The following is a 22,674-nucleotide window of genomic DNA, read 5'->3' as shown; positions in this document are numbered from 1 at the left end:
TCGCCCGGCCCCGCACGAGTCAGCGGTTGACCTCCTGCGTGGGCGCGGCGGCGCGCACGTCCTCGGCGAGCTGCTCCAGCTCGGCGTTCACACGGCGCTCGCGCCGCCGCAGCCAGAGGCCGGCGGCGACGATCACGACGATCGCCGCGTAGGCGAAGGCCGCGAACGGGCTGGTCACGAGGTAGGTCAGGTCGCCCTGGCTGATCGCCAGGGAGCGTCGGAGCCGGTCCTCGGCCATGGGGCCGAGGATCATCCCCACCACCATGGGCGCGACGGGGTACCCGTAGCGCCGCATGAAGAACCCGACGAGCCCGATGGCGAGCAGCATCAGGACGTCGATCGGCGAGAAGTTCAGCGCGTAGGAGCCGAGCGCCCCGAACAGGATGATCCCGGCGTAGAGGTAGTGCCGCGGGATCTGCAGCACCCGCACCCACATGCCGACGAGCGGCAGGTTGAGCACCACGAGCATGAGGTTGCCGATGTAGAGGCTCGCCACGAGCGCCCAGACGAGCGACGACTCGGACTGCAGGAGCAGCGGCCCGGGCTGGATCCCGTAGGACTGGAACGCGACGATGATGATGGCCGCGGTGGCGGTGGTCGGGAGGCCGAGCGTGAGCAGCGGCACGAGCACGCCGGAGGCCGCCGCGTTGTTCGCGGCCTCCGGACCCGCCACACCCTCGATGGCCCCGCGCCCGAACTCGTCGCGCCGGGGCCCGGCGAGGCGCCGCTCGGCCGCGTAGGAGAGGAACGTGGCGACGTCGGCGCCGCCCGCCGGGATGGTCCCCACCGGGAACCCGATGGCGGTCCCCCGGAGCCACGGCTTCCAGGACCTCCGCCAGTCGGCGGGCTTCATCCAGGTGCGCCAGCCCTTCTCGACGGGGATCACGCGGACGGGCCCGTGCCGCAGGCGCGACCCGACGTACAGCGCCTCGCCCACCGCGAAGAGCCCCACGGCGACGACCACGACGTCGATCCCGTCCGCGAGCGCCGGCACGCCGAACGTGAAGCGCTGCTGGCCGGTGAGGGTGTCGGTACCGACGAGCCCGAGGAACAGCCCGAGCGACAGGGACGCGAGGCCGCGTGGCACGGACGATCCCAGGAGGGCCCCCACGGTGATGAACGCGACCACCATCAGCGCGAAGTAGTCAGGCTCGCCGAGCCTGACGGCCCACCGGGCGACCACCGGCGCCACGAACGTGAGCGCCACCGTGGCGATGGACCCCGCGACGAACGAGCCGATGGCGGCGGTCGCGAGCGCCGCCGCTCCCCGCCCGGCCCGCGCCATCTTGTTGCCCTCGATGGCGGTGACGATGGACGACGACTCGCCCGGGGTGTTGAGCAGGATCGACGTGGTGGACCCGCCGTACATGCCGCCGTAGTAGATGCCGGCAAACACGATGATCGCGGCCGTGGGCTCCAGGGAGTACGTGAGCGGCAGGAGCAGCGCGATGGTCATGGCGGGCCCGATGCCGGGCAGCACGCCCACTGCCGTGCCCACGAACACGCCGAACAGCGCGTAGAGGAGGTAGAGGGGCTGCGCCACGGTGGCGAAGCCCTCGAGGAGCGCCGAGAGGTTATCCACGGAAGATCGCCACCCCTTCGAGCAGAGGGCCGGGCGGGAGCGACAGCCCCAGGAGCCCGCCGAACAGGACCTGGATCAGGAGGCCGAGCACCAGCCCGACCAGGGCGGCGCGCCACCAGGGCCGGGCGCCGAGCACCACCGAGGCGCCGCCGAACAGGATCGCCGCGGCGAACGGCCAGCCGATCAGGTTGATGGTGAACACGTGGACCACGAGGACGGCACAGAGCAGGCCGACCGTGAGCCAGTCGGTGCTGACTCCGGGGTCGACGTCCTCACCGCCCTCCTCCTGCCCGTACCGCCCGCGCAGCACCGCGACGACCAGCACGGCGCCCACCACGGCCGCCATCGCCCCCACCAGGTAGGGGAAGGCGCGCGGCCCGAGCGTGTTCGTGGAACCGGGCACGCTGATGCTCCCGGCCTGCACCACGACGAACACGCCGAGGGCGAGGGTCGCCAGAGCCAGGACGAGCTCGCCGGGCCGGCGGGCCGACCCGCCGGGGGTGGCTGCCTCGGGGGCCATGTCAGCCGACCAGCCCGATGTCCTGGAGGACGCCCTGGATCTCGGTGATGTTCCCCTCGAGGTAGGTGCCGAACTCGTCGCCCGCGAGGAACGCGTCGTCCCAGCCCTTCTCCTCGAGGGTGGCCTGCCAGGCCTCGGACTCGGCGAGCGTGGTCACGAGCTCGGTGAGGGCCGCGGCCTCCTCGTCGGTCACGGAGCCCGGCGCGACCACGCCGCGCCAGTTGGTGAGCTCCACGTCGTAGCCGGCCTCGGTGAGGGTCGGCACGTCGGGCAGAGCGGGCACACGCTCACCGCCGGAGACCGCGAGGGCGCGCAGCGTGCCCGCGTTCACCTGCTCCGCGTACTCGCCGACGCCGGAGATGCCCGCGTCCACGTTGTTGCCGAGCAGCGCGGCGAGCGACTCGCCGCCGCCCGAGTACGCGATGTAGTTGAGCGTGCCGCCGACCTCGTCGGACGGGACGCCCGCGGCCTTGAGCAGCATCGCGGCGAGGATGTGGTCCGTGCCTCCCGCGGAGCCGCCGGTGATCGCCACGTCCTTGCCGGTGGCGAGGACGTCCTCGACCAGGTCGTCGATCGTCTGGTACGGCGACGCGGCCGGCACCACGATGACCTCCTGCTCCTCCGTGAGCCGCGCGATCGGCCGGGTCTCCTCGATGCGCGCCTGCGACTGGTTGGTCTCGACGGCGCCGACCATGACGAGACCCATCACCATGAGCGTGTTCGGCTCGGTCGTGTTCGCCAGGTTGGCGAGGCCCACCGTCCCGCCCGCGCCTCCCACGTTCGTGACGGTCGCGGTGCTGACCAGCCCCTCGGACTGCAGGCCCGCCTGCATCGCGCGACCCGTCTGGTCCCAGCCTCCGCCCGGGTCGGCAGGGACGATGATGTCCAGCTCGTCGACGGTGGTGGCGGCCGCCACGTCCCCGTCGTCCGACGGCGCGCCGGACTCGAGGCTCGAGCACGCGCCGAGCGCCAGGGCGAGCACCCCGGCCAGCGCGAGAGCGCGAGCGGGTGCGGTGCGGTGTGATCGCATGACTCCTCCTTGAGCGTGGCCCGCTGCGGTGCGGGCGTCCACGACCTGATGCCCGGAGCGTAGGAACAGGCCGCCGTCGAGAAGACCTTGTGGTCGTACTGGACGTTGTGGTCGTAATGGTCGCGGCGCGTGCTGGGCGGCGCGCCCCGCGAGGCGCACACTGGTCGCGTGCAGAGGGCAATGTCGCTCCGGGTGCAGCTCCTCACGCTGCAGGTCGTCATCGTGCTCGTCCTCGTGTGCGCGACGGCCGCCGTGGCGTCCGCCGTCCAGGAGCGCCAGCTCCGCCAGGCGTACCTCGACCGGATGACGGGCGTGGCCCTCTCGGTCGCCGGTCTCCCCGCCATCCGCGACGCGTTCGACGACGCCGACCCCGCCGCAGCCGTCCAGCCGATCGCCGAGCTCATCCGCGAGGCCTCCGACGTCACGTACGTCGTGGTCACCGACGACCAGGGCATCCGCTACTCCCACCCGAACCCCGAGCTCGTCGGCGAGATGGTGTCCACCGACCCCTCCGTGCCGCTCTCCGGGCAGGTATGGACCGGCACCCAGACAGGGACGCTCGGCACCTCCTGGCGCGTCAAGGTGCCCATCTACGGCGAAGCAGAGGATGACGTCGCCGCACCCGTGATCGGGACGGCGAGCGTCGGCATCCTCGAGTCCGAGCTCCGCGCGGACTGGCGCGACGGGCTCGACTGGCTCTACCTCGCCGTCGGCGGGGCCGCCGTCGTCGGCGTGGTCGCCGCCGCCTGGGTCACCCGGCTCGTCCGCCGCCGGATCTTCCGCCTCGAACCCGAGGAGATCGCCGCCCTCCTCGAGACGCGCGACGCGATGCTCCACGGCATCACCGAGGGAGTGGTCGGGCTCGACGGCAAGGGCCGCGTCGTCGTCGCCAACGACGAGGCCCTGCGCCTTCTCGACCTCGACCGCGCCGCCGTCGTCGGCGCCGACGCACGCGACGTCCTCGACCCTCAGCTCGTGGCCCTCGCCGGCTCCGCCGCCCCCGGCCCCACCGAGCAGCCCGACGGCGCGCCGCCCGGCGGCGAGCTGGTCCTCGCCGGCGAGCGCGTGCTGCTCGCCCACGCCGGACCGGCCACAGCCGACGGGCGCGACGTCGGCACCGTCCTCGTGCTGCGCGACCGGACCGAGCTCCACGCCCTGCTGCGCGACCTCGACGGCGCGCGCGGCCTCACGGACTCCCTGCGCGCCCAGTCCCACGAGTTCGCGAACACGCTGCACGTGGTCTCGGGCCTGCTGGAGCTGGGTCAGATCGACGAGGCGGTGTCGTTCGTGGCCCGCGTGGGTCACGGCGGCCTGCTCACGGCATCGGGCGTCGCACCGGGTGTGCGGTCCCCCGAGCTCGCTGCCCTGCTGCTGGTCAAGGCGACGACGAGCCGGGAGCGGGGCGTGACCCTCGAGGTCGACGCCGCCTCGGCCCTGCCCGGTCCGGCCGGGGCGGCGGAGGAGACCTGGCACGACGACGTGCTGACCGTCCTCGGCAACCTCGTCGACAACGCCGTGGACGCCGCCGGCACGGGCGGCCGCGTGCGGGTCCTCGTCACAGGCTCGGCGGGCGACGTCCGCGTCAGGGTGGACGACGACGGGCCCGGGCTCGCCGACGAGCTCCGGGCGATCGCGTTCGAGCCCGGCTTCTCGACCAAGCACGACGGGGAGCGGCGCACGCACGGCCGCGGCATCGGGCTCACCCTGGTCCAGCGGGTCGCGGCGCGCCGGGGCGGTTCCGTCGTCGTCGGCACGTCGCCGCTGGGCGGCGCACGGCTCGAGGTCCGGCTGCCGGAGGGGACACCATGACGACCACGCCTGCGCACGGGACGCTGCGCACCCTCGTCGTCGAGGACGACCCGGCGGTCGCCGCCCTCCACCGCGGCTTCGTGGAGCGCCACCCGCGGTTCACCGTGGTCGGGAGCGCGGCGACCGGTGCCGAGGCCCTGCGCCTGGCCCTGGCGCTCGCCCCGCAGGTCGTGCTCCTCGACGTCTACCTGCCCGACGTCGGCGGGCTCGACGTGCTGCAGCGCCTGCGCCGGCTGCCCGGCCCGCCCGTCGACGTCATCGCGACGACGGCGGCCCGCGAGCTCGACACCGTCCGCCGCGCCATGGCGGGCGGCGTGCAGCACTACCTGGTCAAGCCCTTCACCGCCGCGACGCTGCACGAACGTCTCGACGAGATCTGGCGCCTGCACGAGGACGTGCGCCGTGCCGCGAGCGAGCTCGACCAGGACGACGTGGACCGGCTCCTCGCCGGGTCCCGCGGGCACGCCCGCCTGCCGAAGGGCCTCTCGGAGCGCAGCCTCGTGCTCGTCGTCGACGCGCTCGCGGCCGCGTGCCGCGAGGGCACGGACGCGTCCGCGTCCGAGGTGGGGGACGTCGCCGGGATGTCACGGGTGAGCGCGCGCCGCTACCTCGAGCACCTCGTGGTGCTCGGCCGGGCCGAGATGAACCCCCGCTACGGCTCGGCGGGACGGCCCGAGAACCGTTACCGGCCCAGCGGCCTGCCGTCCGCGTAACCTGTCAGGCGTGCGCATCGCCACCTGGAACGTGAACAGCATCCGTACGCGCGTGGACCGCGTGGTCGCCTTCCTGGAACGGTCCGGCACCGACGTCCTGGCCATCCAGGAGTCCAAGTGCCGCGACGACCAGTTTCCCTCCGCCGCCTTCCAGGCGGCCGGCTACGAGGTGGCCCGCACGGGCTTCAGCCAGTGGAACGGCGTCGCGATCGCGTCGCGCGTGGGGCTCGACGACGTCGCCACCTCCTTCCCGGGCCAGCCCGGCTTCGCCAAGGAGGCCGTGGTGCCCGACGCCGGAGGCGAGGTCCCGCTCGCAGGCGACACCCCGGCGTCGGGCACCCTGCTGGACGTGCCGCCGCCGGTCGAGGCGCGCGCCCTGGGCGCGACCTGCGGCGGCGTGCGCGTCTGGAGCCTCTACGTGCCGCACGGACGCGCCCTGGGCGACCCGCACTACACGTACAAGCTGGCGTGGCTCGAGGCGCTGCGCGCCGCCGCCCAGGGGTGGGCCGAGCCTGGGGCCCAGGTCGCCCTGATGGGCGACTGGAACGTCATCCCGCTGGACACCGACGTGTGGGACGTGACCAAGTTCGCCGGGCACACCCACGTGACGCCGGCCGAGCGGGACGCCTTCGCGGCGTTCGGCGCCGCGGGGTACACCGAGGTGTCACGGGAGTTCGTGCCGGCCGAGCACACGTACACCTACTGGGACTACCAGCAGCTCGCGTTCCCCAAGAACAAGGGGCTCCGCATCGACTTCGCCTACCTGACCCCGGCGCTCCGCGCGCGCACCACCGGCGTCACGATCGACCGGGAGGAACGCAAGGGCAAGGGTGCGAGCGACCACGTCCCGGTGATCGTGGACCTGGCCGACTGACGTCAGGAGCCGTCGCGCACGTCCGCCAGGCGACGGCTCTCCAGCCGCACCCCGGTGAAGCGCGCGACGGCGCCGCCGCCCGTGGGCGACTGCGCGAGGAGCCCGGCGCGGACCGGCACGTCCTGCGGCACGCCGAGATCCAGATAGCGGGCCAGGTCCCACGTGCGGCCGTCGGCGGACGCGTGCAGGGCGAACGCCCGGCCCAGCCGCGCGACCCGCAGGTGCACGCCGGTGCCGGGCACGGGCCAGTGGTTGACGTCGTCCGACAGGCCGCGCGTCACCACCGACACGACCCGCGCCGTGCCGTCGGGCGAGAGCTCGGCGCACAGCTTGAGCCAGGCGTCGTCGTCGGCCCAGACGATGAGGGCGCCCGCGTCGAACGTGCTGCGGAACTCGACGTCGACGTGCGCGGCGAGCATGAAGTCCCCTCCGAGAGCCGTGACCCAGCGCTCGGCGCCGGGCGCCCGCGCGCCGTCGAGCGGGTCCACGAAGAGGTCGGAGCCTGCGGCTCCCCGCAGGGTCAGCGTGCCGTGGGCGAGGACCGGCGCGGCCCCCGACGGTGGTCCCTCCGGGACGAGTCGAACACCGTCGAGGTCCAGGGGTCCGCTGCTCATGCGGACCACTCTGGCAGCGCCCTCCCGCCGAGGGAAGAGCGGGCCGCCGCGCACGCCTCGCCGGTTGACGTCGGGCGGCTGAAGAATCGGTAGGTTGGCCCCCATGACGACGACGCCGGACACGCCCCACGCCGCCGAGCCCGAGGACTCGGGGGTGGCTCCCGCCCAGGAGCCGGCCGGCGAGGTGTCCGAGGAACCGGCGGCGGACGCACCGGAGAGTGGTGGGCCGGACGCCGACACGGCGTCCGGTGAGGCGGCGGAGGGTGTGGCCGCCGAGAGCCCGGTGGCCGAGAGCGCGGGCGCGGGCGCGGCCGAGGACTCGGCGGACGGCGACGTCGGACAGGCCGAGACCGACGAGGCGGCGGCGGGTGAGACCGCGGAGGCTGCGGTCGTCGCGCCGGAGGCCGACGCGGGCCCGCAGGCCGACGCCGACGCGGACCCGGTCCCGGCCGGCCCGGACACCGAGGAGCCGGAGACGAACGAGCCGGGGACCTCGGACGCGGTCGACACGGACGCGGTCGACACGGACGACGCGGCGTCGCCGGACGACGACGTCCGAGACCTGGCGCTCTTCGCCCTGACCATCGCGCACCAGGCGGCTCCCCAGGGTCCCGTCACGGTGACCCCGGAGGAGCCCGAGCCGGTCGACGACGACGCTCCACCGGTCGACGACCGGATCGCCGCGAAGCTGGACAGCTCCGGCACGCCGGCGTCGTCGTCGGCGGCCGAGGCCGTCGAGGCCGAGGACGAGCCCGCCCTCTTCGCCCCGCCGACGCAGCACGCGGCCGTCCCGCCGCCCCCCGCCGAGCCGACCAAGGCGCTGCCCCCGGTCGCGGACGTCACCGAGGTGCTGCCCGCGGTCCGGCAGCCGGGCTCGCCCGCCGACGCGACGGAGGTGCTCCCGCCCTTCCCGTTCCCGGGCCTGGGCCCGGCCCAGCGGCAGACCGGCCAGGCGCCGCGGCACCCGGCCCCGGCCCCCCGTCGCCGCCCTTCGTCGGCGATCCCGCTCGGCCCGGTGCCGGTGCGCGGAGGCGCGCGGGGCGGCGTCGGGCAGCAGGCGCACGACTACGCGCCCGAGGCCGCCTACGCGGGGTGGGAGCCGGCCACGCCCGTGGACCCCGCCGCCCGGCGCCGGAGGCTCGCCCTCTCGGGGAGCGTCGCCGGGGCGGCGGTGCTGCTGACCCTGGGGACGATCGCTGTGGTGAACGCCGTGGACCCGGGCGACTGGTCGTACCTCGAGGGCGACGTCGCGTCGGCGCAGGAGGCCGACGCCGTGCAGCTGGTGCTCGGCACGTGCGTGGAGCAGCTCCCGCCGGACGGTGCTGTCACCGGGGTGACCGTGGTGCCCTGTGCGGAGGAGCACTCGGCGCAGGTGGTGGGCCGGACGGACTTCGCGCCCGAGGCGATCTGGCCGGGCGAGGACGCCGCGCGCCAGCGGGTCTCACAGGTCTGCGGGCCCGACCAGCTCGGCGAGGCCGCCCGCGCGGCCGAGTCGTCGGCGTCCCTCACCTACGTGGTGTGGACGCCCAGCGAGCAGTCGTGGGCCGACGGCGACCGCGTGGGCCTGTGCCTGGCGTCGAGCGCGTCCCCGTCCACCGGCTCGCTGCTGGAGTGACGCCGGGCCACGCCCGATCAGCCTTTTTGCCCCTTCTGGACCGGTCTTGACGACACGATCGCCTGCCGGGACAATCAGAATGTTAGCGCTCACATCCCGAGGTCACCGTGGACCGCCGGGCGACGTGCCGGGCGCTGCACCTGACGAAGGAGTCATGCATGAACCTGCTCGCCCGAAGGTGGCGGCGTCTCGTCGCCGGCGGCGTCGCCGCGCTCGCGACGCTCGCCCTCATCCCCGCGGCGCCTGCCGGCGCCCAGCTCATCGACGTGCCGAACCCGATCGTGCAGCAGCGGGCGGACACGTCGATCTACAAGCACACCGACGGCTACTACTACATGACCGCCTCGGTACCCGACTACAAGCGCGTCGAGCTGCGCCGCTCGCAGACCCTCGCGGGCCTGGGGTCCGCGGCCACGAGCACGGCCTTCACCGCCCCCTCGAGCGGTGCCCTCGGCGGCTGGATCTGGGCTCCCGACATCAAGTTCTACGACGGCGCCTGGTACATGTACTTCTCGGCGTCGCCCAGCTCAGCGCGCTTCGACCAGCGCCTCTACTGGATCCGGAACACGTCGGCCAACCCCATGACGGGCAGCTGGAGCGCACCGCAGCGCATGACCACCGGCTGGGAGTCGTTCCAGCTCGACCCGGCCTCGTTCACGCACAACGGCGTCCGCTACTTCTCCTGGGCGCAGGACAGCCCGAGCACGAGCTACAACAGCCACATGTACCTGGCGCGGATGACGTCGCCGACGACGATCGACACCGCCACAGCCATCGAGATCGCCCGGCCCACGCACTCCTGGGAGATGGAGGGCGTCGCCGGAGTGGTCGAGGGTCCTTCGCCCATCGTCAAGAACGGGCGCGTCATCATCGCGTACTCGGCCTCCGCCACGGACTCCCGGTACAAGCTGGGCTACATCTACGCGTCGGCCTCGGCGAACCTGCTCTCGGCGTCGTCGTGGACCAAGAAGTCGACGCCCGTGTTCCAGACGGCGAACGGGGTCTACGGGCCCGGGCACGGCAGCTTCACCGTCGCCGAGGACGGGGCGACGGACATGCTGATCTTCCATGCCCGGGACTACGCCACCCCGAACCCCGACGCCCTGACGGACCCCAACCGCCACACGAGGGCCCAGCAGCTCTACTGGGACGCCAACGGATTCCCGTTCTTCGGCCAGCCGCAGGAGACCGGGTCCGGCCAGCCCGGGATCCGGGGCCGGCACAGCAACAAGTGCGTCGACGACTACGACCACAACACGGCCGACGGCGCGCTCGTCCGCCTCTACACCTGCACCACAGGGTCCGTGCAGAAGTGGGAGCTCACCTACGTGGGCGGCTACTACCGCATCAAGAACGCCTATGCGAGCAAGTGCCTGGACGCGCTCGACGGGTCGACGGCGCTGAACTCCGACATCGGTCTGTGGTCCTGCAACGGCGGGACCACGCAGGACTGGGCGATCGTCGACCAGGGCAGCGGCTGGTTCTCCCTGCGTAACCGTGCCAGCGGCCTGTGCCTCGACAACTACGAGTGGAACACCGCGAACGGCGCCCGCCTGTCGCAGTACACGTGCAACGGGTCCCAGGCCCAGCACTGGCGCCGCGGCTGACCCTGAGCCGCCCCCACCGCTGTGGGTACACGTACCCACAGCGGTGGGGGGTGGGGTCAGCCGGTGAGGATGACCGGGCGCAGGTCCAGGCCGCCGGCGCCCTCCAGACGGTCCACGACGACGGTGTCGCCGTCGGACACGTCGCCCGAGAGGAGCTGGCGGGCGAGCCGGTCGCCGATCTCGCGCTGCACCAGGCGCCGCAGCGGGCGCGCGCCGTACGCGGGGTCGAAGCCCTCGAGCGCCAGCCACTCGCGGGCGGCGTCCGTGACCTCGACGGTGATCCGCCGGTCCTTCAGCCGCTCCGCGAACGCGGCGACCTGCAGGTCCACGATGCTGCCGAGCTCGTCGAGCGTCAGGGCGTCGAAGAGGACCACGTCGTCGAGCCGGTTGAGGAACTCCGGCTTGAACGCCGCGCGGACCGCCGTCATGACGGACTCGCGCCGCTGGGAGTCGTCCAGCAGCGGGTCCACCAGGAACTGGGACCCAAGGTTCGACGTCAGCACCAGGAGGGTGCTCCGGAAGTCCACCGTGCGGCCCTGACCGTCGGTGAGACGGCCGTCGTCGAGGACCTGGAGCAGCAGGTCGAAGACCTCCGGGTGGGCCTTCTCGACCTCGTCCAGCAGGATCACCGAGTAGGGCCGGCGGCGCACCGCCTCCGTGAGCTGGCCGCCCTCCTCGTAGCCGACGTATCCCGGGGGCGCGCCGACCAGCCGCGCCACCGAGTGCTTCTCGCCGTACTCGGACATGTCGATGCGCACCATGGCGCGCTCGTCGTCGAACAGGAAGTCCGCGAGCGCCTTCGCCAGCTCGGTCTTGCCCACGCCCGTGGGGCCGAGGAACAGGAACGAGCCGGTGGGCCGGTCAGGGTCGGCGACGCCCGCGCGGGCCCGCCGCACGGCGTCGGACACCGCGCGGACCGCGGCCTGCTGGCCGATGAGCCGCTCGCCCAGGACGTCCTCCATGCGGAGGAGCTTCTCGGACTCACCCTGGAGCAGGCGCCCGGCGGGGATGCCGGTCCAGGCCGAGACGACCTCGGCGATCTCGTCGGCGCCCACCTTGTCGGCGATCATGGGCGCCTCGGCGGCCGTGTCGCCGTCCTCGCGGCTCGCCTCGGCGCGCTCCGCCTCCACGAGCTGCTTCTCGACGTCCGGGATCTCTCCGTACTGGAGCCGGGCCGCGCCCTCCAGGTCGCCCTCGCGGAGCTTGCGGTCGGCCTCGGTGCGCAGCTCGTCGAGCCGTGCGCGAAGGTCGCCCACGCGGTTGTGGCCGGCCTTCTCGGCCTCCCACCGGGCGGTGAGCGAGGAGAGGGCCTCGCGCCGGTCGGCGAGGTCGGCGCGCAGCCGCTCGAGGCGCTCCGTCGACGCGGCGTCGTCCGACTCGCTGAGGACGACCTCCTCCATCTCCAGCCGGGTGACGGCGCGCTGCAGCTCGTCGATCTCCACGGGCGAGGAGTCGAGCTCCATGCGCAGCCGCGAGGCGGCCTCGTCCACGAGGTCGATCGCCTTGTCGGGGAGCTGGCGGCCGCTGATGTAGCGGTCGGAGAGCGCGGCGGCGGCGACCAGCGCCGAGTCGGCGATCGTCACCTTGTGGTGCGCCTCGTAGCGCTCCTTGAGGCCACGCAGGATCGCGACGGTGTCCTCCACCGAGGGCTCGCCGACGAAGACCTGCTGGAACCGTCGCTCCAGGGCGGGGTCCTTCTCGATGTGCCGGCGGTACTCGTCGAGCGTCGTGGCGCCCACCATCCGCAGCTCGCCGCGGGCCAGCATGGGCTTGAGCATGTTGCCCGCGTCCATGGCGCCCTCGGACCCGGCCCCCGCGCCGACGACGGTGTGGAGCTCGTCGATGAACGTGACGATCTCGCCGTCGGAGTCCGTGATCTCCTGGAGCACGGCCTTGAGGCGCTCCTCGAACTCGCCGCGGTACTTGGCGCCCGCGACCATGCTCGCCAGGTCGAGCGCGACGAGGCGCTTGTCCTTGAGGGACTCCGGCACGTCGCCCGCCACGATGCGCTGGGCGAGGCCCTCGACGACGGCCGTCTTGCCGACGCCGGGCTCGCCGATGAGGACGGGGTTGTTCTTGGTGCGGCGGGACAGCACCTGGACGACCCGGCGGATCTCCGCGTCGCGGCCGATCACGGGGTCGAGCCGGCCGTCCCGCGCGCGCTGCGTGAGGTCGGTGCCGTACTGCTCCAGGGCCCTGTAGGTGCCCTCGGGGTTGGGGCTCGTGACCCGGCCGGACCCCCGGACCGCCGGGAGCGCCGACCGCAGGGCGTCGGCTGCCGCGCCCTCGGCCGCGAGGATCTGGGCGGCCGGCGACTGGCCGGCGGCGATGCCGATGAGCAGGTGCTCGGTGGAGACGTACTGGTCGCCGAGGCTCTGCGCCTCCTTGCCCGCCAGGTCGAGGGCCGTCGCCATGGCGCGGCTCGCGCTCGGCTGGGCCGTGCTGGCGCCGCTCACGCTGGGCAGCGCGACCAGGGCCGCGCGCGTCTTCTGGCCCACGGCCTGCGCGCTCGCCCCGACAGCCTCCAGGAGCCCGACGGCGACACCTCCCTGCTGGGCGAGCAGGCTCGCGAGCAGGTGGACCGGCTCGAGCTGCGGGTTGCCGGCCGCGGACGCCGACTGGATGGCGTCCCCGATCGCTTCCTGCGACCTGGTCGTGAACTTGGCGTCCATGGCACCTCCGGATGCTGCTGAATGGTTCTGCTGGGGCAACCTCGTCAAAGTTGAGTCTATTCCACTCAACTTCACGCGCGCGACCTCGGACGGTCGCTCGCTGCGCCGCTGTGGAAGGATCCCCGCGTGCCCATCGAACGGATCGCCCTGATCTCCGACGTCCACGGCAACCTCACCGCGCTGGAGGCCGTCCTCGCCGACATCGCCGCCCGCGGGATCGACCGGATCCTCAACCTCGGCGACTACGTCGGGAAGGGCCCGCGGGGCAGCGAGGTCACCGACCGCTGCCGCGAGGTGTGCGAGGTGAACATCCGGGGCAACTGGGACGACTTCCTCCCCGGGATCCCGGACGACGCGGCGCCAGAGATGGTCTGGTGGCGCGACGAGCTGCGGCCCGACCAGCACGAGTGGCTGCGGATGCTCCCGCTCAGCCACGACCTGCTGATGAGCGGGCGCCGGATCCGCCTGTTCCACGCCTCCGCGGCGAGCGTCCACACCCGCGTGCACTTCCACCACACGCCGGAAGAGTTCGCCGGCATGTTCGCCGCCACCGACCTCACCGGGCCGGGCCCGGAGCCCACGATAGTGGGCTACGGCGACATCCACGACGTCTATGTCGAGGTGTACGGCGGCCGCACCCTCTTCAACGTGGGCAGCGTGGGCAACCCGCTCGACGAGCCGGTCCCCTCCTACGTGATCCTCGAGGGTGTCCCCGACGCACCGGACCCCGGGCCGTTCGGCCTCCAGGTGGTCCGCGTCCCCTACGACGTGGACGCCGAGGTGGCGGTGGCGCACCGGCTCCGGATGCCGCAGGCCGACGTCTGGGAGGTCGAGCTCCGCACCGCCGTCTACCGCGGGCGCCAGAAGCCCGGCATGCTAGCCACGTGACCCGTACCCGCCGCAGCGCCGCAGCCTGGGTGCTCGCCGCGCTCACCCTGCTGCTGTCGGGCTGCATCCGGGCCGACGTCGACGTCGTGCTCAACCCCGACGACACCGCCGGCTCGACGCTCGTCATCGCCGTCGAGGACGAGTTCGCGGACAGCACCGGGCGCGAGGCCAAGGACGTGCTCAAGGACGCCCTCCGCGGCAAGGGCGACCCGGAGCGGGGCGCCGAGCGCACGGAGGAGTACGTCGAGGGCGGGTACACGGGCACCCGGTACGTATACCCGGTGGGGCCTCTGGCGAGCCTGCCGGAGACGGCAGGACTGCCCGTGACCGTCGTCCGGGACGGCGACGACTACGTCGTCGACGCGACCGTCGACCTCACCGAGGACGCCCTGAACATCCGGGGCGTCCGCGCCGAGGACGTGCTGACGGTGACGCTCCGGGTGACCTTCCCCGGACCGGTCGCCGAGGCGGACGGCACGGTGGCCGGCACCACCGTCACCTGGACGCCGCCTGTCGGCGAGGTCTCGACGATCCACGCGCGCGGGTCCGCGGTGGACCCTGCGTCGGTGGTGCCGTCCCCGCCCCCGCCCGCGGCGGAGGCGGGCGGGGCGCCCGTGGCGGGCGGGACGTCGTCGGGCGTGCCCGGCTGGCTGGCGCCGCTGATCGCCGTCGGCGGCCTCGCGATCCTGCTGCTCCTCGGCGTGGTCGTGTGGCAGGCGCTGCGCGTGCGCCCGCCCGCGGCCCCGGGCCCGGGCGCGGGCGTGGCGTACCCCGCCCAGTACCCTGGCGCGCACGGCCAGGAGCACCCGACGCTGCAGCAGTACCCGCAGTACCCGCAGGACCCCCACCGCCCGCCGAGCTTCCCGCCCGGCGTGTGATCCCGAGAGGACCCGCATGACCGCATGGCACGACGACGTGCTCGGCCCTGACTTCCAGGCACGCAGCCTCCCGCTCCCGGACGAGGGGGCCGACGGCGTCACGGCCACCCTGGTCCGGCATGTCGCCTCGACGTCGGGGGCGACGTCCGACGACGTGGCCGGCTCCGGCCGTCCCGCGGTGCTGTACGTGCACGGGTTCGTGGACTACTTCTTCCACCGGCACGTCGCCGAGACCTTCGCGGCCCGCGGGTACCCGTTCTACGCCGTCGACCTCCGGGGCTACGGCCGGTCGCTCCGCGAGGGCGGCGACCCCAACTACGTCCGGGACGTCGCCGTGCACGCGCTCGACCTGGACGCCGCGACGGAGGCGATCCGGGCCGAGGGGCACGAGCGGATCGTGGTGCTGGCGCACTCCATGGGCGGCCTCGTCGCGTCCCTCTGGGCGAACTCGCGCCCCGGACGTGCGGAGGCGCTCGTCCTCAACTCGCCGTGGCTCGACCTCAACGAGGGGTGGCACCACCGGATCGTGACGACCCGGCTGCTCCACGTCCTCGGGCCCGTCGCGCCCCGGCTCCGGCTGGGCGGGCTGAGCGAGAGCTACGGCCGGGCCCTCCACGGTGAGTGGGGGTACGACCTGGCGTGGAAGCCCTATGCCGGGTTCCCCGTGCGCGCGGCCTGGCTCCACTCGATCCGCCGGGCCCACGCCCGGGTGGCGCGCGGGCTCGACGTCACCTGCCCGGTTCTCGTCTGCGCCTCGGACCGGACGTCGACGGGCAAGCGGTGGCACGACGAGCTGCTCACCACCGACAGCGTCCTGGACGTGCGGCACATCCTGGCGCTCGCCCCGAAGATCGGGCGGTCGGTGGACGTCGTGACGATCCCCGGCGGCGCGCACGACCTGGCCCTGTCGGCGGAGCCCGTCCGGCAGAAGTTCCTCACCACCGCGCTGGACTGGCTGGACGCGCGCGTCTGACTCCCGGCTCCTACCGCAGGTCCCGCAGGTAGGCGGCCGCGCCGCCGTAGCCGGCGGTCCGGCGCTCGTCGAGCGTCGCGATGATGAGGAGCACCCCACCGGCCGCGGCGAGCGTCAGCATCCACGGCACTGCCGAGATCTGCGTGCCGAGCTGGGTGAGGAAGACGACCAGGATCTCGATCGGCAGCAGCCACACCCCCACCAGGAACGGCGCGGCGAGGCGGGCACGGCTGCCCACCAGCACCGCGGTCAGAGCCACCCCGATCACGAGCACGGCACGCCACGTGAGCGGGTCGGTGTAGGTGGCGAGCACCGACGGGCCGAGCAGAGCCAGCAGGCCCGGAGCCAGCAGGGCCCAGGATCCGGTGCGGCCCAGGGGCCACGTCCACAGCCCACGCTGCCCGACGGCGGCCGCGAGGTCTCCGCTCCCGTCCACCGCCTGGTCGGTGCCCTGGTGGGTGCCCTGCTCCAGGCCGTGGTCCGCCGCCGTGGCCCGGGCCGCGAGGTAGCCGGCGAGCGCCAGGCCCACGCCCAGCGGGACCGAGAAGACCTCGACGCGCAGCTCGCGCGGGGACCAGGCGGCGATCGCCACGGCGAGCGCACAGGCCCAGACGAACCAAGGAGGGGCGCCGGTCCCGCCCATCGCCCGCAGGTCGTCGCGGTGCGCGAGGAGCCGGCGCACACCGGCGACGAGCAGGACGAGCAGCGCCACCTCGACGACCCAGAGCACGATGATCGCGCCCCAGGACTCACGTACGTTCGCGACAGCGCCCACCACACCCAGGAGCAACGCCGGGGCGAGACCCCACCGGGCGAGGACTCCGGACCAGCGGCTGCCGGCGAGCGGACGTGCCAGCCGGGCCGCAGCAGCAGCCAGCCCGGCCGCCGCGACCGACCAGGCGAGCCCGACGGCGAACGCGCCGCCCGGCAGCAGGACGGCCGTACCGAGCAGGAGCACGGGGCTGTCGGCCACGTGCAGCGCCTCGATCGTGCCCGCCACGCCGGTCAGGGCCACGGCCGGAAGCAGGCTGAGCGTCGCGGCGCGGGTCCAGGCCGCGTCGACGAGCGGCCTCCACCGGAGCAGGGCCACCGCCAGCAGCAGAACCACCCCGGCTCCGACCAGGATGAAGGGGCGCGCCGAGCCCGCGACGGGATCCACCAGGTGGACCACGAGGCTGGGCACGAGCGCGAGCGCCAGCCCCACGCGGGCGAGGCGCCACGACGTGCCGGCTACCGCACCCGGGCTCTGACGGGCGGCCTCGTCCGCCGAGGACTTCGCCGCGCGGCGGGCCAGCAGACCACCGACCACGATCGCGCCGAGCGCAGGCGGCAGGGTGTAGGCCTCGACGAGCCGCACCCCGGCGTCGGCCAGCGCCGTCCAGACGGCCGCCGTCACCAGGAGGGCCGACAGCCAGGTGGCGCGCCGGCGGTCCGGCTCGCGTGACACGACCCCGGCGCCCGCGGCGAGGAGGAGGAGCACGGCGACAGCGATGTCAGGCCCGGCCGCCGGGCGGGCGTAGGCCAGCGCGACGGTGATGAGACCCGTGACGACGGCACTCGCCTCGAGCACCCACCGGAGGCGCGGCGCGAGGGTGGTGGTCACGGGCACCTTGGCCGCGACGTGCTCCGCCACCCGCGGTGCGACTCCCGCGGTCACCGCGACGAGGGTCGCGATCACGGGGAGCACCACCGGCGAACCGCTGGTCTCGAGCAGCATCGCGCCTGCGCTGACCACGACCACCGAGGCTGTGGGCAGCACGAGAGCGGCCGCCCACACGCGGACCGCCGGGACCAGCCCCGTCCGCGTGGTGAGCATCAGGACCAGCTCGAGCGCCAGCATCGCGGCGGCCGCTCCCGCGGACCACCAGGTGCGCTCCGAAGCGACCGTGACGACACCGATGACGAACGGGACGGAGGTCACGCCCAGGACCGCGAGCCACTCTCCGCGCTCGACGCGGCCCCACTGGGTCACGACGAGGGCGCCCAACGAGGCCGCTGCCGACACGGTGCAGGCGATCGCGACGCCCTCGAGCCCGAGCCAGCCGAGCCACTGCATCAGGACCCACAGGGCGTACGCGTACGCACCGCCGACCAACCAGGGGTGCGCCGGGCGCGGGACCGACGCACGGGCAGCCAGGAGCAGCCCGGCGACGACAGCGCCGCCGACGATGCCCGTGACCCGCCACGACCAGGAGCTCACCATGGTCAGGTACAGCGCGAGGAAGGCCAGCGCAACCGCCGCCACCCGCCAGAACCGGGCCTCGCGCGCCGTCATCGCGTGCCCACCCAGGCGCCGGGCGAGCACCGTGGCGCCCGCCAGCGCCCGCAGGCCTCGCTGCACCAGGCCGACGACACCGCGCAGCCACGGCGCAGACCGCGCCGGGTCGGCGGTCGCCGCCAGGAGGAGCGTCGTCAGGAGGGCGAGGAGGACTACCGACGTCAGCGCGAGGAGGTGGCCGTCGAGCGCGAGAGCGAGCACCAGGGTGAGCGTCGCCCACGGAGCCACCGCACGCGCGATCGAGGTCAGGGACCCCGGCACGGCGAGCCGCGCCGCGAGCAGCGCGACGACCACCAGGGTGGCGTGGCCGAGGTGGGCCCAGACCTCGGCGGACGAGATCCGGGCGCCGTCTCCGCCGAGCGGCCCGCCGTGCGGCGTCCATCCCGGCATCCCGCCCATGACGCTCTCGAGGAACTCGAACCCGAGGACGATGTGCAGGGCCACAGCCGGCAGAGCCGCCACGGCCGCGACGGACCAGGCGCCGAGGAGCAGGTCCCCGGCGGCTCGTGCCCGAGGCGCCCGCACCCGCAGGACCGCCACGACCACCACGGCGAGCAGCAGCCAGACGGCGCCCGCGCCGAGCGGGAACCAGCCGACGGTCGACTCCTCGGGGACGGCTCCGAGGAGACCGCCGCCCACTGCCGCCACGGCGCCGCCGACGAAGGCCCACGCCCGCTCGCCGGTGGTGCGCCACAGCAACCCGGCCACAAGAGCCGACAGGCCGAAGAACACCGCAGGGCCGCTCATCCCGGGTAGCGAACCGACGGAGCCGACGACGAACCCGCAGGCCAGCGCCAGGGCGAAGGCCAGCCCCCGGACGAGGGCCAGGAGCGTCCGCTCGGGGGCGAGGTCGCTCTGCACCCGGGCACCGGAGGTGCGGACGAGGAGGCGGACCGCCGCGGTGGCCACGGAGACGAGAAAAAGTCCCGATCCCATCACCCAGCCGAACGGCAGGTCGGCAGCGAGCGCACCTGCGACCAGCGCGGGCGTCAGCGGCAACGCCAGCACGCCCGCCGAGACCCAGGACCGCACGCGGGCGACATGGCCGGTGGCAGCCGCCGCAGCGCCGACCGCGGCCCAGGCGATCGCCGAGGCCGTCAGCGGGGTGAGCACACCCACCGCCTCGACCTGCAGGGGAGTGCTCGCGACCACCACGAGCGCGGCCGGGAACCCCGCCGCACGAACCCACCGCAGCACAGCAGACTCGGGCCGCATCGGTGCGCCGAGCCGCGCGCCGACCCGCACCGCAGCCCGGCCGGCACCGTAGGCCACCAAGGCTGTCGCGACGAACGCGGTGGTCCAGGTGGGCAGCGGGAGCAGCACGCCGGAGAGGCCCGCGGCGAGCAGGACTGGAACGAGGGGGGCGGCCAGCAGAGCCGCTGTGGCCCAGGCCCGGACCCGGAGGCGGTGGCCGAGGAGGCCCAGCGCGGCGACCACCACGGCGAGCAGGATCCCGCGGGTCAGCGCGGGGTCCAGCGCCGACATGAGCCCCGCCTGGAGGGCGAGCTCGACGTCGACCCACGTCAGCACGACCGCGAGCGCGGCCACCGCCTCGCCCGACGAGCGCAGGCCCGCACGCCTCATGAGGGCCGCCACGGCGACCGCGCCGACCGTGACACCCGTGGTGACGACGGCGCGGAGCGCCAGCTGGTCGGCGAGCGTGAAGAAGACGAAGACCACCGCTGCCACGGCCAGGAGACCGGCGCCGGCGCCCGCGAGGATGGGCTGGAGGCCCACAGCCGAGCGCGTGGGCGCGGCCGGGCCCGACCCCGGCGTGACGGCGCCGCCACCAGCGGGACGGGCCGCGGTCGCTGCCGGAGCCGCACCGCCGGACCGCGTCTGCACGGGCCGCATCGGCGCAGGCCGCATCGCGCCCGGGCCGCCGGCAGCCTCGGCCGGGCCCACCATCTGGTCCATGGCCCGCCGGAGGCGCGTCGCGACGTTCTGCGCCTTGATCGACCAGGCAAGGCCCGGACCGGACCTGGCCCAGCCTGCCGCCGCCGGCTGCTGGGCGCGGAGCGCCTCCAGGACCTGCTGCCGCTTCACGAGGGCGGCCGCCGCCTCCCGGGACGTGCGCGCGATCTCGTGCGCCACCGGACCGCTCAGGTCCAGCCGGCACTGCCCGCACGTGGACGACGTCAGGTGCGCGCCGCACGCGGGGCAACCGGCGGTGTCGGGCAGGCGGGCGAGCGCGACGTCGACCCAGGGCTCTCTCATGGCGGCCATCCTGGCGGATCCTGGAGGTCTCCTGGACGTTGTCCACAGGGCGAGTTTCGTGAAGGTCTCCGCCAAGGTCGTGATGGAAGTCGGCAGCACTTCGCGCCTACCGTCGCAGCCCTCCGCCGTCGGGCCGCCACAGCCGTGTCCGAAAGCCGCTAGCACTCCCGGCTCCACCGGGTGAGGATGGCGGCATGGACACGCACTTCTCCGAGCGCTACCGCGCCATCGCCGCGCGCGACCGGCGCTTCGACGGCCAGTTCTTCACGGCGGTGCGGTCCACGGGGATCTACTGCAGGCCGTCCTGCCCGGCGCGCACCCCCAAGGCCGAGAACGTCACCTTCTACCTGACCAGCGCCGCCGCGCACGAGGCGGGCTTCCGGGCGTGCAAGCGCTGCCTCCCCGAAGCCGCCCCGGGAACGCCGGAGTGGAACCTGCGGCGCGACCTCGCGGGCCGCGTGATGCGTCTGGTGGCCGACGGCGTCGTGGACCGCGAGGGCGTGGACGGTCTCGCGGCGCGCCTCGGCTACAGCACGCGGCACATCCACCGGCTCGTCGCCGGGGAGCTCGGGGCGGGGCCGCTGGCCCTGGCCCGCGCCCAGCGGGCGCAGACCGCCCGCGCTCTGCTCGTGGGGACCACGCTGCCGGTGGCCGACGTCGCCTTCGCTGCCGGGTTCGGCTCGATCCGGCAGTTCAACGACACGGTCACCGAGGTGTTCGCCACGACGCCGACCGAGCTGCGCGCCCGCGCCCGCCGGGCCCGGGCCTCCGGCGTCGGTCCGTCGTCGCAGGGTCGGTCGATCAACGGACCGACGCCGCGACAAGCGACCGACGCGGCGCCGCAGCCGGTGCGGATCGACCTGACGCTCCCGTTCCGCGAGCCGTTCGACGCGCGCGGCGTGCTGGAGTTCCTCGCTGTCCGCGCGATCGACGGCGTCGAGTCGGCGGACCTGTCCGGGCCGGACCTGCGCTACGCCCGCACGGTCACGCTGCCGAACGGGCCGGGCGCGTTCGAGGTCACGTACCGGCCCGGGGCGGCGGCGGGCCGCGCCCGGCCACGCATCGACCTCCACCTGGAGGTCGCCCACCTGGCGGACGTCCCGGTCGCGGTCGCCCGGGTCCGTCGCCTGCTCGACCTCGACGCGGACCCCGAGGCCGTGGACGCGGCCCTCGCCTCCGACCCCGTTCTCGCCCCGCTCGTGGCCGCGACGCCGGGGATCCGCGTGCCAGGGGCCGTGGACCCGCACGAGCTGGTGGTCCGTGCGATCGTGGGTCAGCAGATCAGCGTCGCGGCGGCCCGTACGCACCTCACGCGGCTCGCGTCCGCGGCGGGTACGCCCTACCCGGCGGGCATCGCCGGGCTCACCACCCTCTTCCCGGCCCCCCACCAGGTGGCCGACGCCGCCCCGGCGCACCTCCGCCTCCCCGCGCGGAACGTCCGCACGGTCGTCGACACCGCCCAGGCCCTGGCCGACGGCGAGCTCGGCGTCAGCGTGGGGGACGACGTCGAGGAGCTGCGGGCCGCGCTCGTGGCGCGCCCCGGGATCGGCCCGTGGACCGCCGGGTACGTGGCGCTCCGCGTCCTGGGCGACCCCGACGTGCTGCTCGACCGCGACGTCGCCCTCCTCGCCGGTGCCCGGTCGCTGGGGCTGCTCGAGCCGCCCGACCGGGCCGGCACCGCAGGCCGCGCGCAGGAGTTCCGAGCCCTCCAGGCGCGAGGCGCCGCGTGGGCCCCGTGGCGGTCGTACGCCGCGATGCACCTGTGGCGCGCGGCGACCCCGTCCACCTCCGCAGCACCCACCACCACGAGGAGCCTCCCGTGACCGCTCTGACCACCACGTTCACCACCCCGGACGGCCCGTTCAGCGTCATCGTCGACGACGTCGCGGTCCTCGCCGCCGGCTGGACCGACGACCTCGCCTCCCTCGTCGCCCTCGTGCACCCCACGTTGCGGCCCGCCGAGGTGCCGGTCGCGGGGGGCGCGGGGACGTCGTCGGGCAGCCTTGCCCGCTCGGTGCTGGACGACGCGGCCAAGGCCGTCGAGGCCTACTACGCCGGTGATCTCGCGGCCCCGGGCCGCGTGCCCGTACGGCAGGCGAGCGGCCCGTACCGGACGCACGCCTGGGACGTGCTCCGCGAGGTGGGACCGGGCGAGCGGCTCACCTACAGCGAGTACGCCGTCCGGACCGGGCGGCCCGCAGCCGTCCGGGCCGCCGCGGGCGCCTGCGCCAGGAACGCGGCGGCGCTGTTCGTGCCGTGCCACCGGATCCTGCGGACCGACGGCACGCTCGGCGGCTTCCGCTACGGGCTGCCGGTCAAAGAGCGTCTGCTGGCGCGGGAGGCGTGAGCCTGGTGACTTCTGCCTGAGCTGTCAGAAGCTCCCCGGCGAAGGCACCGGGGAGCT

Annotated in this window: 16 protein-coding genes; 10 read left to right on the top strand and 6 right to left on the bottom strand. The window is 74.4% G+C overall.

Annotated features, from left to right (window positions below; genetic code table 11):
- Window positions 1-19 precede the first annotated feature (19 nt).
- Genes D1350_RS00530 through D1350_RS00520 form a run of 3 tightly spaced genes read right to left on the bottom strand, consistent with a single transcriptional unit; the run spans window position 20 to window position 3,132 of the window.
- Complete coding sequence (locus D1350_RS00530; protein WP_125772834.1) at window positions 20-1,582, bottom strand: tripartite tricarboxylate transporter permease; 1,563 nt, start codon at window positions 1,580-1,582, stop codon at window positions 20-22.
- A complete protein-coding gene (locus tag D1350_RS00525) occupies window positions 1,575-2,102 on the bottom strand; it encodes a tripartite tricarboxylate transporter TctB family protein (RefSeq protein ID WP_125772832.1) in 528 nt (175 codons plus the stop codon). The genes D1350_RS00530 and D1350_RS00525 overlap by 8 nt, the downstream gene beginning before the upstream one ends.
- A gap of 1 nt (window position 2,103) precedes the next feature.
- On the bottom strand, window positions 2,104-3,132 hold the full coding sequence (locus D1350_RS00520) for a Bug family tripartite tricarboxylate transporter substrate binding protein (RefSeq protein WP_125772830.1): 1,029 nt from the start codon (window positions 3,130-3,132) through the stop codon (window positions 2,104-2,106).
- A gap of 168 nt (window positions 3,133-3,300) precedes the next feature.
- Here D1350_RS00520 and D1350_RS00515 point away from each other — a divergent pair, with 168 nt between their 5' ends.
- From D1350_RS00515 to D1350_RS00505, 3 genes are read left to right on the top strand one after another with little or no spacing between them, the layout of a single operon-like run.
- Window positions 3,301-4,941, top strand: a complete 1,641-nt coding sequence (locus tag D1350_RS00515; RefSeq protein WP_240643790.1) for a sensor histidine kinase — start codon at window positions 3,301-3,303, stop codon at window positions 4,939-4,941.
- Window positions 4,938-5,654, top strand: a complete 717-nt coding sequence (locus D1350_RS00510) for a response regulator (protein ID WP_125772829.1) — start codon at window positions 4,938-4,940, stop codon at window positions 5,652-5,654. Before D1350_RS00515 ends, D1350_RS00510 begins: the two co-directional genes overlap by 4 nt.
- Window positions 5,655-5,664: 10 nt before the next feature.
- Entirely contained in the window at window positions 5,665-6,528 is an 864-nt protein-coding gene (locus D1350_RS00505; protein WP_125772827.1) for an exodeoxyribonuclease III, read from the top strand.
- Window positions 6,529-6,530: 2 nt separating this feature from the next.
- Here D1350_RS00505 and D1350_RS00500 read toward each other — a convergent pair whose 3' ends face one another.
- Complete coding sequence (locus D1350_RS00500; RefSeq protein ID WP_164544976.1) at window positions 6,531-7,142, bottom strand: DUF1349 domain-containing protein; 612 nt, start codon at window positions 7,140-7,142, stop codon at window positions 6,531-6,533.
- Window positions 7,143-7,245: 103 nt separating this feature from the next.
- On the opposite strand from D1350_RS00500, the gene D1350_RS00495 reads away from it, so the two are divergent.
- Window positions 7,246-8,757 (top strand): septum formation family protein, encoded by a 1,512-nt coding sequence (locus D1350_RS00495; RefSeq protein ID WP_125772823.1) that lies wholly within the window; start codon window positions 7,246-7,248, stop codon window positions 8,755-8,757.
- 158 nt (window positions 8,758-8,915) lie between these two features.
- Window positions 8,916-10,364 carry a family 43 glycosylhydrolase gene (locus D1350_RS00490; RefSeq protein ID WP_125772821.1) on the top strand — a complete coding sequence of 483 codons (1,449 nt, stop codon included), beginning with the start codon at window positions 8,916-8,918 and terminating at the stop codon, window positions 10,362-10,364.
- A gap of 56 nt (window positions 10,365-10,420) precedes the next feature.
- Here the strand turns inward: D1350_RS00490 and clpB are convergent, their stop codons facing one another.
- Entirely contained in the window at window positions 10,421-13,036 is a 2,616-nt protein-coding gene (clpB, locus tag D1350_RS00485) for an ATP-dependent chaperone ClpB (protein WP_125772819.1), read from the bottom strand.
- Between the two features lie 126 nt (window positions 13,037-13,162).
- Between clpB and D1350_RS00480 the strand changes: the two genes are divergently transcribed.
- Genes D1350_RS00480 through D1350_RS00470 form a run of 3 tightly spaced genes read left to right on the top strand, consistent with a single transcriptional unit; the run spans window position 13,163 to window position 15,775 of the window.
- A complete protein-coding gene (locus D1350_RS00480; RefSeq protein ID WP_125772817.1) occupies window positions 13,163-13,924 on the top strand; it encodes a metallophosphoesterase family protein in 762 nt (253 codons plus the stop codon).
- Window positions 13,921-14,802: an LppM family (lipo)protein gene (locus tag D1350_RS00475; protein WP_125772815.1), complete on the top strand. Its 882-nt coding sequence runs from the start codon at window positions 13,921-13,923 to the stop codon at window positions 14,800-14,802. Before D1350_RS00480 ends, D1350_RS00475 begins: the two co-directional genes overlap by 4 nt.
- Before the next feature lie 16 nt (window positions 14,803-14,818).
- Entirely contained in the window at window positions 14,819-15,775 is a 957-nt protein-coding gene (locus D1350_RS00470) for an alpha/beta hydrolase (protein ID WP_125772813.1), read from the top strand.
- Window positions 15,776-15,785: 10 nt separating this feature from the next.
- On the opposite strand, the gene D1350_RS00465 is transcribed toward D1350_RS00470, so the two are convergent.
- Entirely contained in the window at window positions 15,786-20,270 is a 4,485-nt protein-coding gene (locus D1350_RS00465) for an SCO7613 C-terminal domain-containing membrane protein (protein WP_125772811.1), read from the bottom strand.
- 194 nt (window positions 20,271-20,464) lie between these two features.
- Here D1350_RS00465 and D1350_RS00460 point away from each other — a divergent pair, with 194 nt between their 5' ends.
- Complete coding sequence (locus tag D1350_RS00460) at window positions 20,465-22,093, top strand: AlkA N-terminal domain-containing protein (RefSeq protein WP_125772809.1); 1,629 nt, start codon at window positions 20,465-20,467, stop codon at window positions 22,091-22,093.
- A complete protein-coding gene (locus D1350_RS00455; RefSeq protein WP_125772807.1) occupies window positions 22,090-22,617 on the top strand; it encodes a methylated-DNA--[protein]-cysteine S-methyltransferase in 528 nt (175 codons plus the stop codon). The genes D1350_RS00460 and D1350_RS00455 overlap by 4 nt, the downstream gene beginning before the upstream one ends.
- Window positions 22,618-22,674: the final 57 nt, after the last annotated feature.

Origin of the sequence: Antribacter gilvus (genome assembly GCF_003946865.1) — a bacterium.
Classification (GTDB): domain Bacteria; phylum Actinomycetota; class Actinomycetes; order Actinomycetales; family Cellulomonadaceae; genus Antribacter; species Antribacter gilvus.
This window is presented reverse-complemented; position numbering and strand designations above follow the sequence as displayed.

Excerpts from the sequence above, each read along its gene's own strand:
- D1350_RS00525 (WP_125772832.1), bottom strand. The coding sequence starts at position 2,102 with ATGGCCCCCGAGGCAGCCACCCCCGGCGGGTCGGCCCGCCGGCCCGGC.
- D1350_RS00520 (WP_125772830.1), bottom strand. The coding sequence starts at position 3,132 with ATGCGATCACACCGCACCGCACCCGCTCGCGCTCTCGCGCTGGCCGGG.
- D1350_RS00510 (WP_125772829.1), top strand. The coding sequence starts at position 4,938 with ATGACGACCACGCCTGCGCACGGGACGCTGCGCACCCTCGTCGTCGAG.
- D1350_RS00500 (WP_164544976.1), bottom strand. The coding sequence starts at position 7,142 with ATGAGCAGCGGACCCCTGGACCTCGACGGTGTTCGACTCGTCCCGGAG.
- D1350_RS00495 (WP_125772823.1), top strand. The coding sequence starts at position 7,246 with ATGACGACGACGCCGGACACGCCCCACGCCGCCGAGCCCGAGGACTCG.
- D1350_RS00490 (WP_125772821.1), top strand. The coding sequence starts at position 8,916 with ATGAACCTGCTCGCCCGAAGGTGGCGGCGTCTCGTCGCCGGCGGCGTC.
- clpB (WP_125772819.1), bottom strand. The coding sequence starts at position 13,036 with ATGGACGCCAAGTTCACGACCAGGTCGCAGGAAGCGATCGGGGACGCC.
- D1350_RS00470 (WP_125772813.1), top strand. The coding sequence starts at position 14,819 with ATGACCGCATGGCACGACGACGTGCTCGGCCCTGACTTCCAGGCACGC.
- D1350_RS00465 (WP_125772811.1), bottom strand. The coding sequence starts at position 20,270 with ATGAGAGAGCCCTGGGTCGACGTCGCGCTCGCCCGCCTGCCCGACACC.
- D1350_RS00460 (WP_125772809.1), top strand. The coding sequence starts at position 20,465 with ATGGACACGCACTTCTCCGAGCGCTACCGCGCCATCGCCGCGCGCGAC.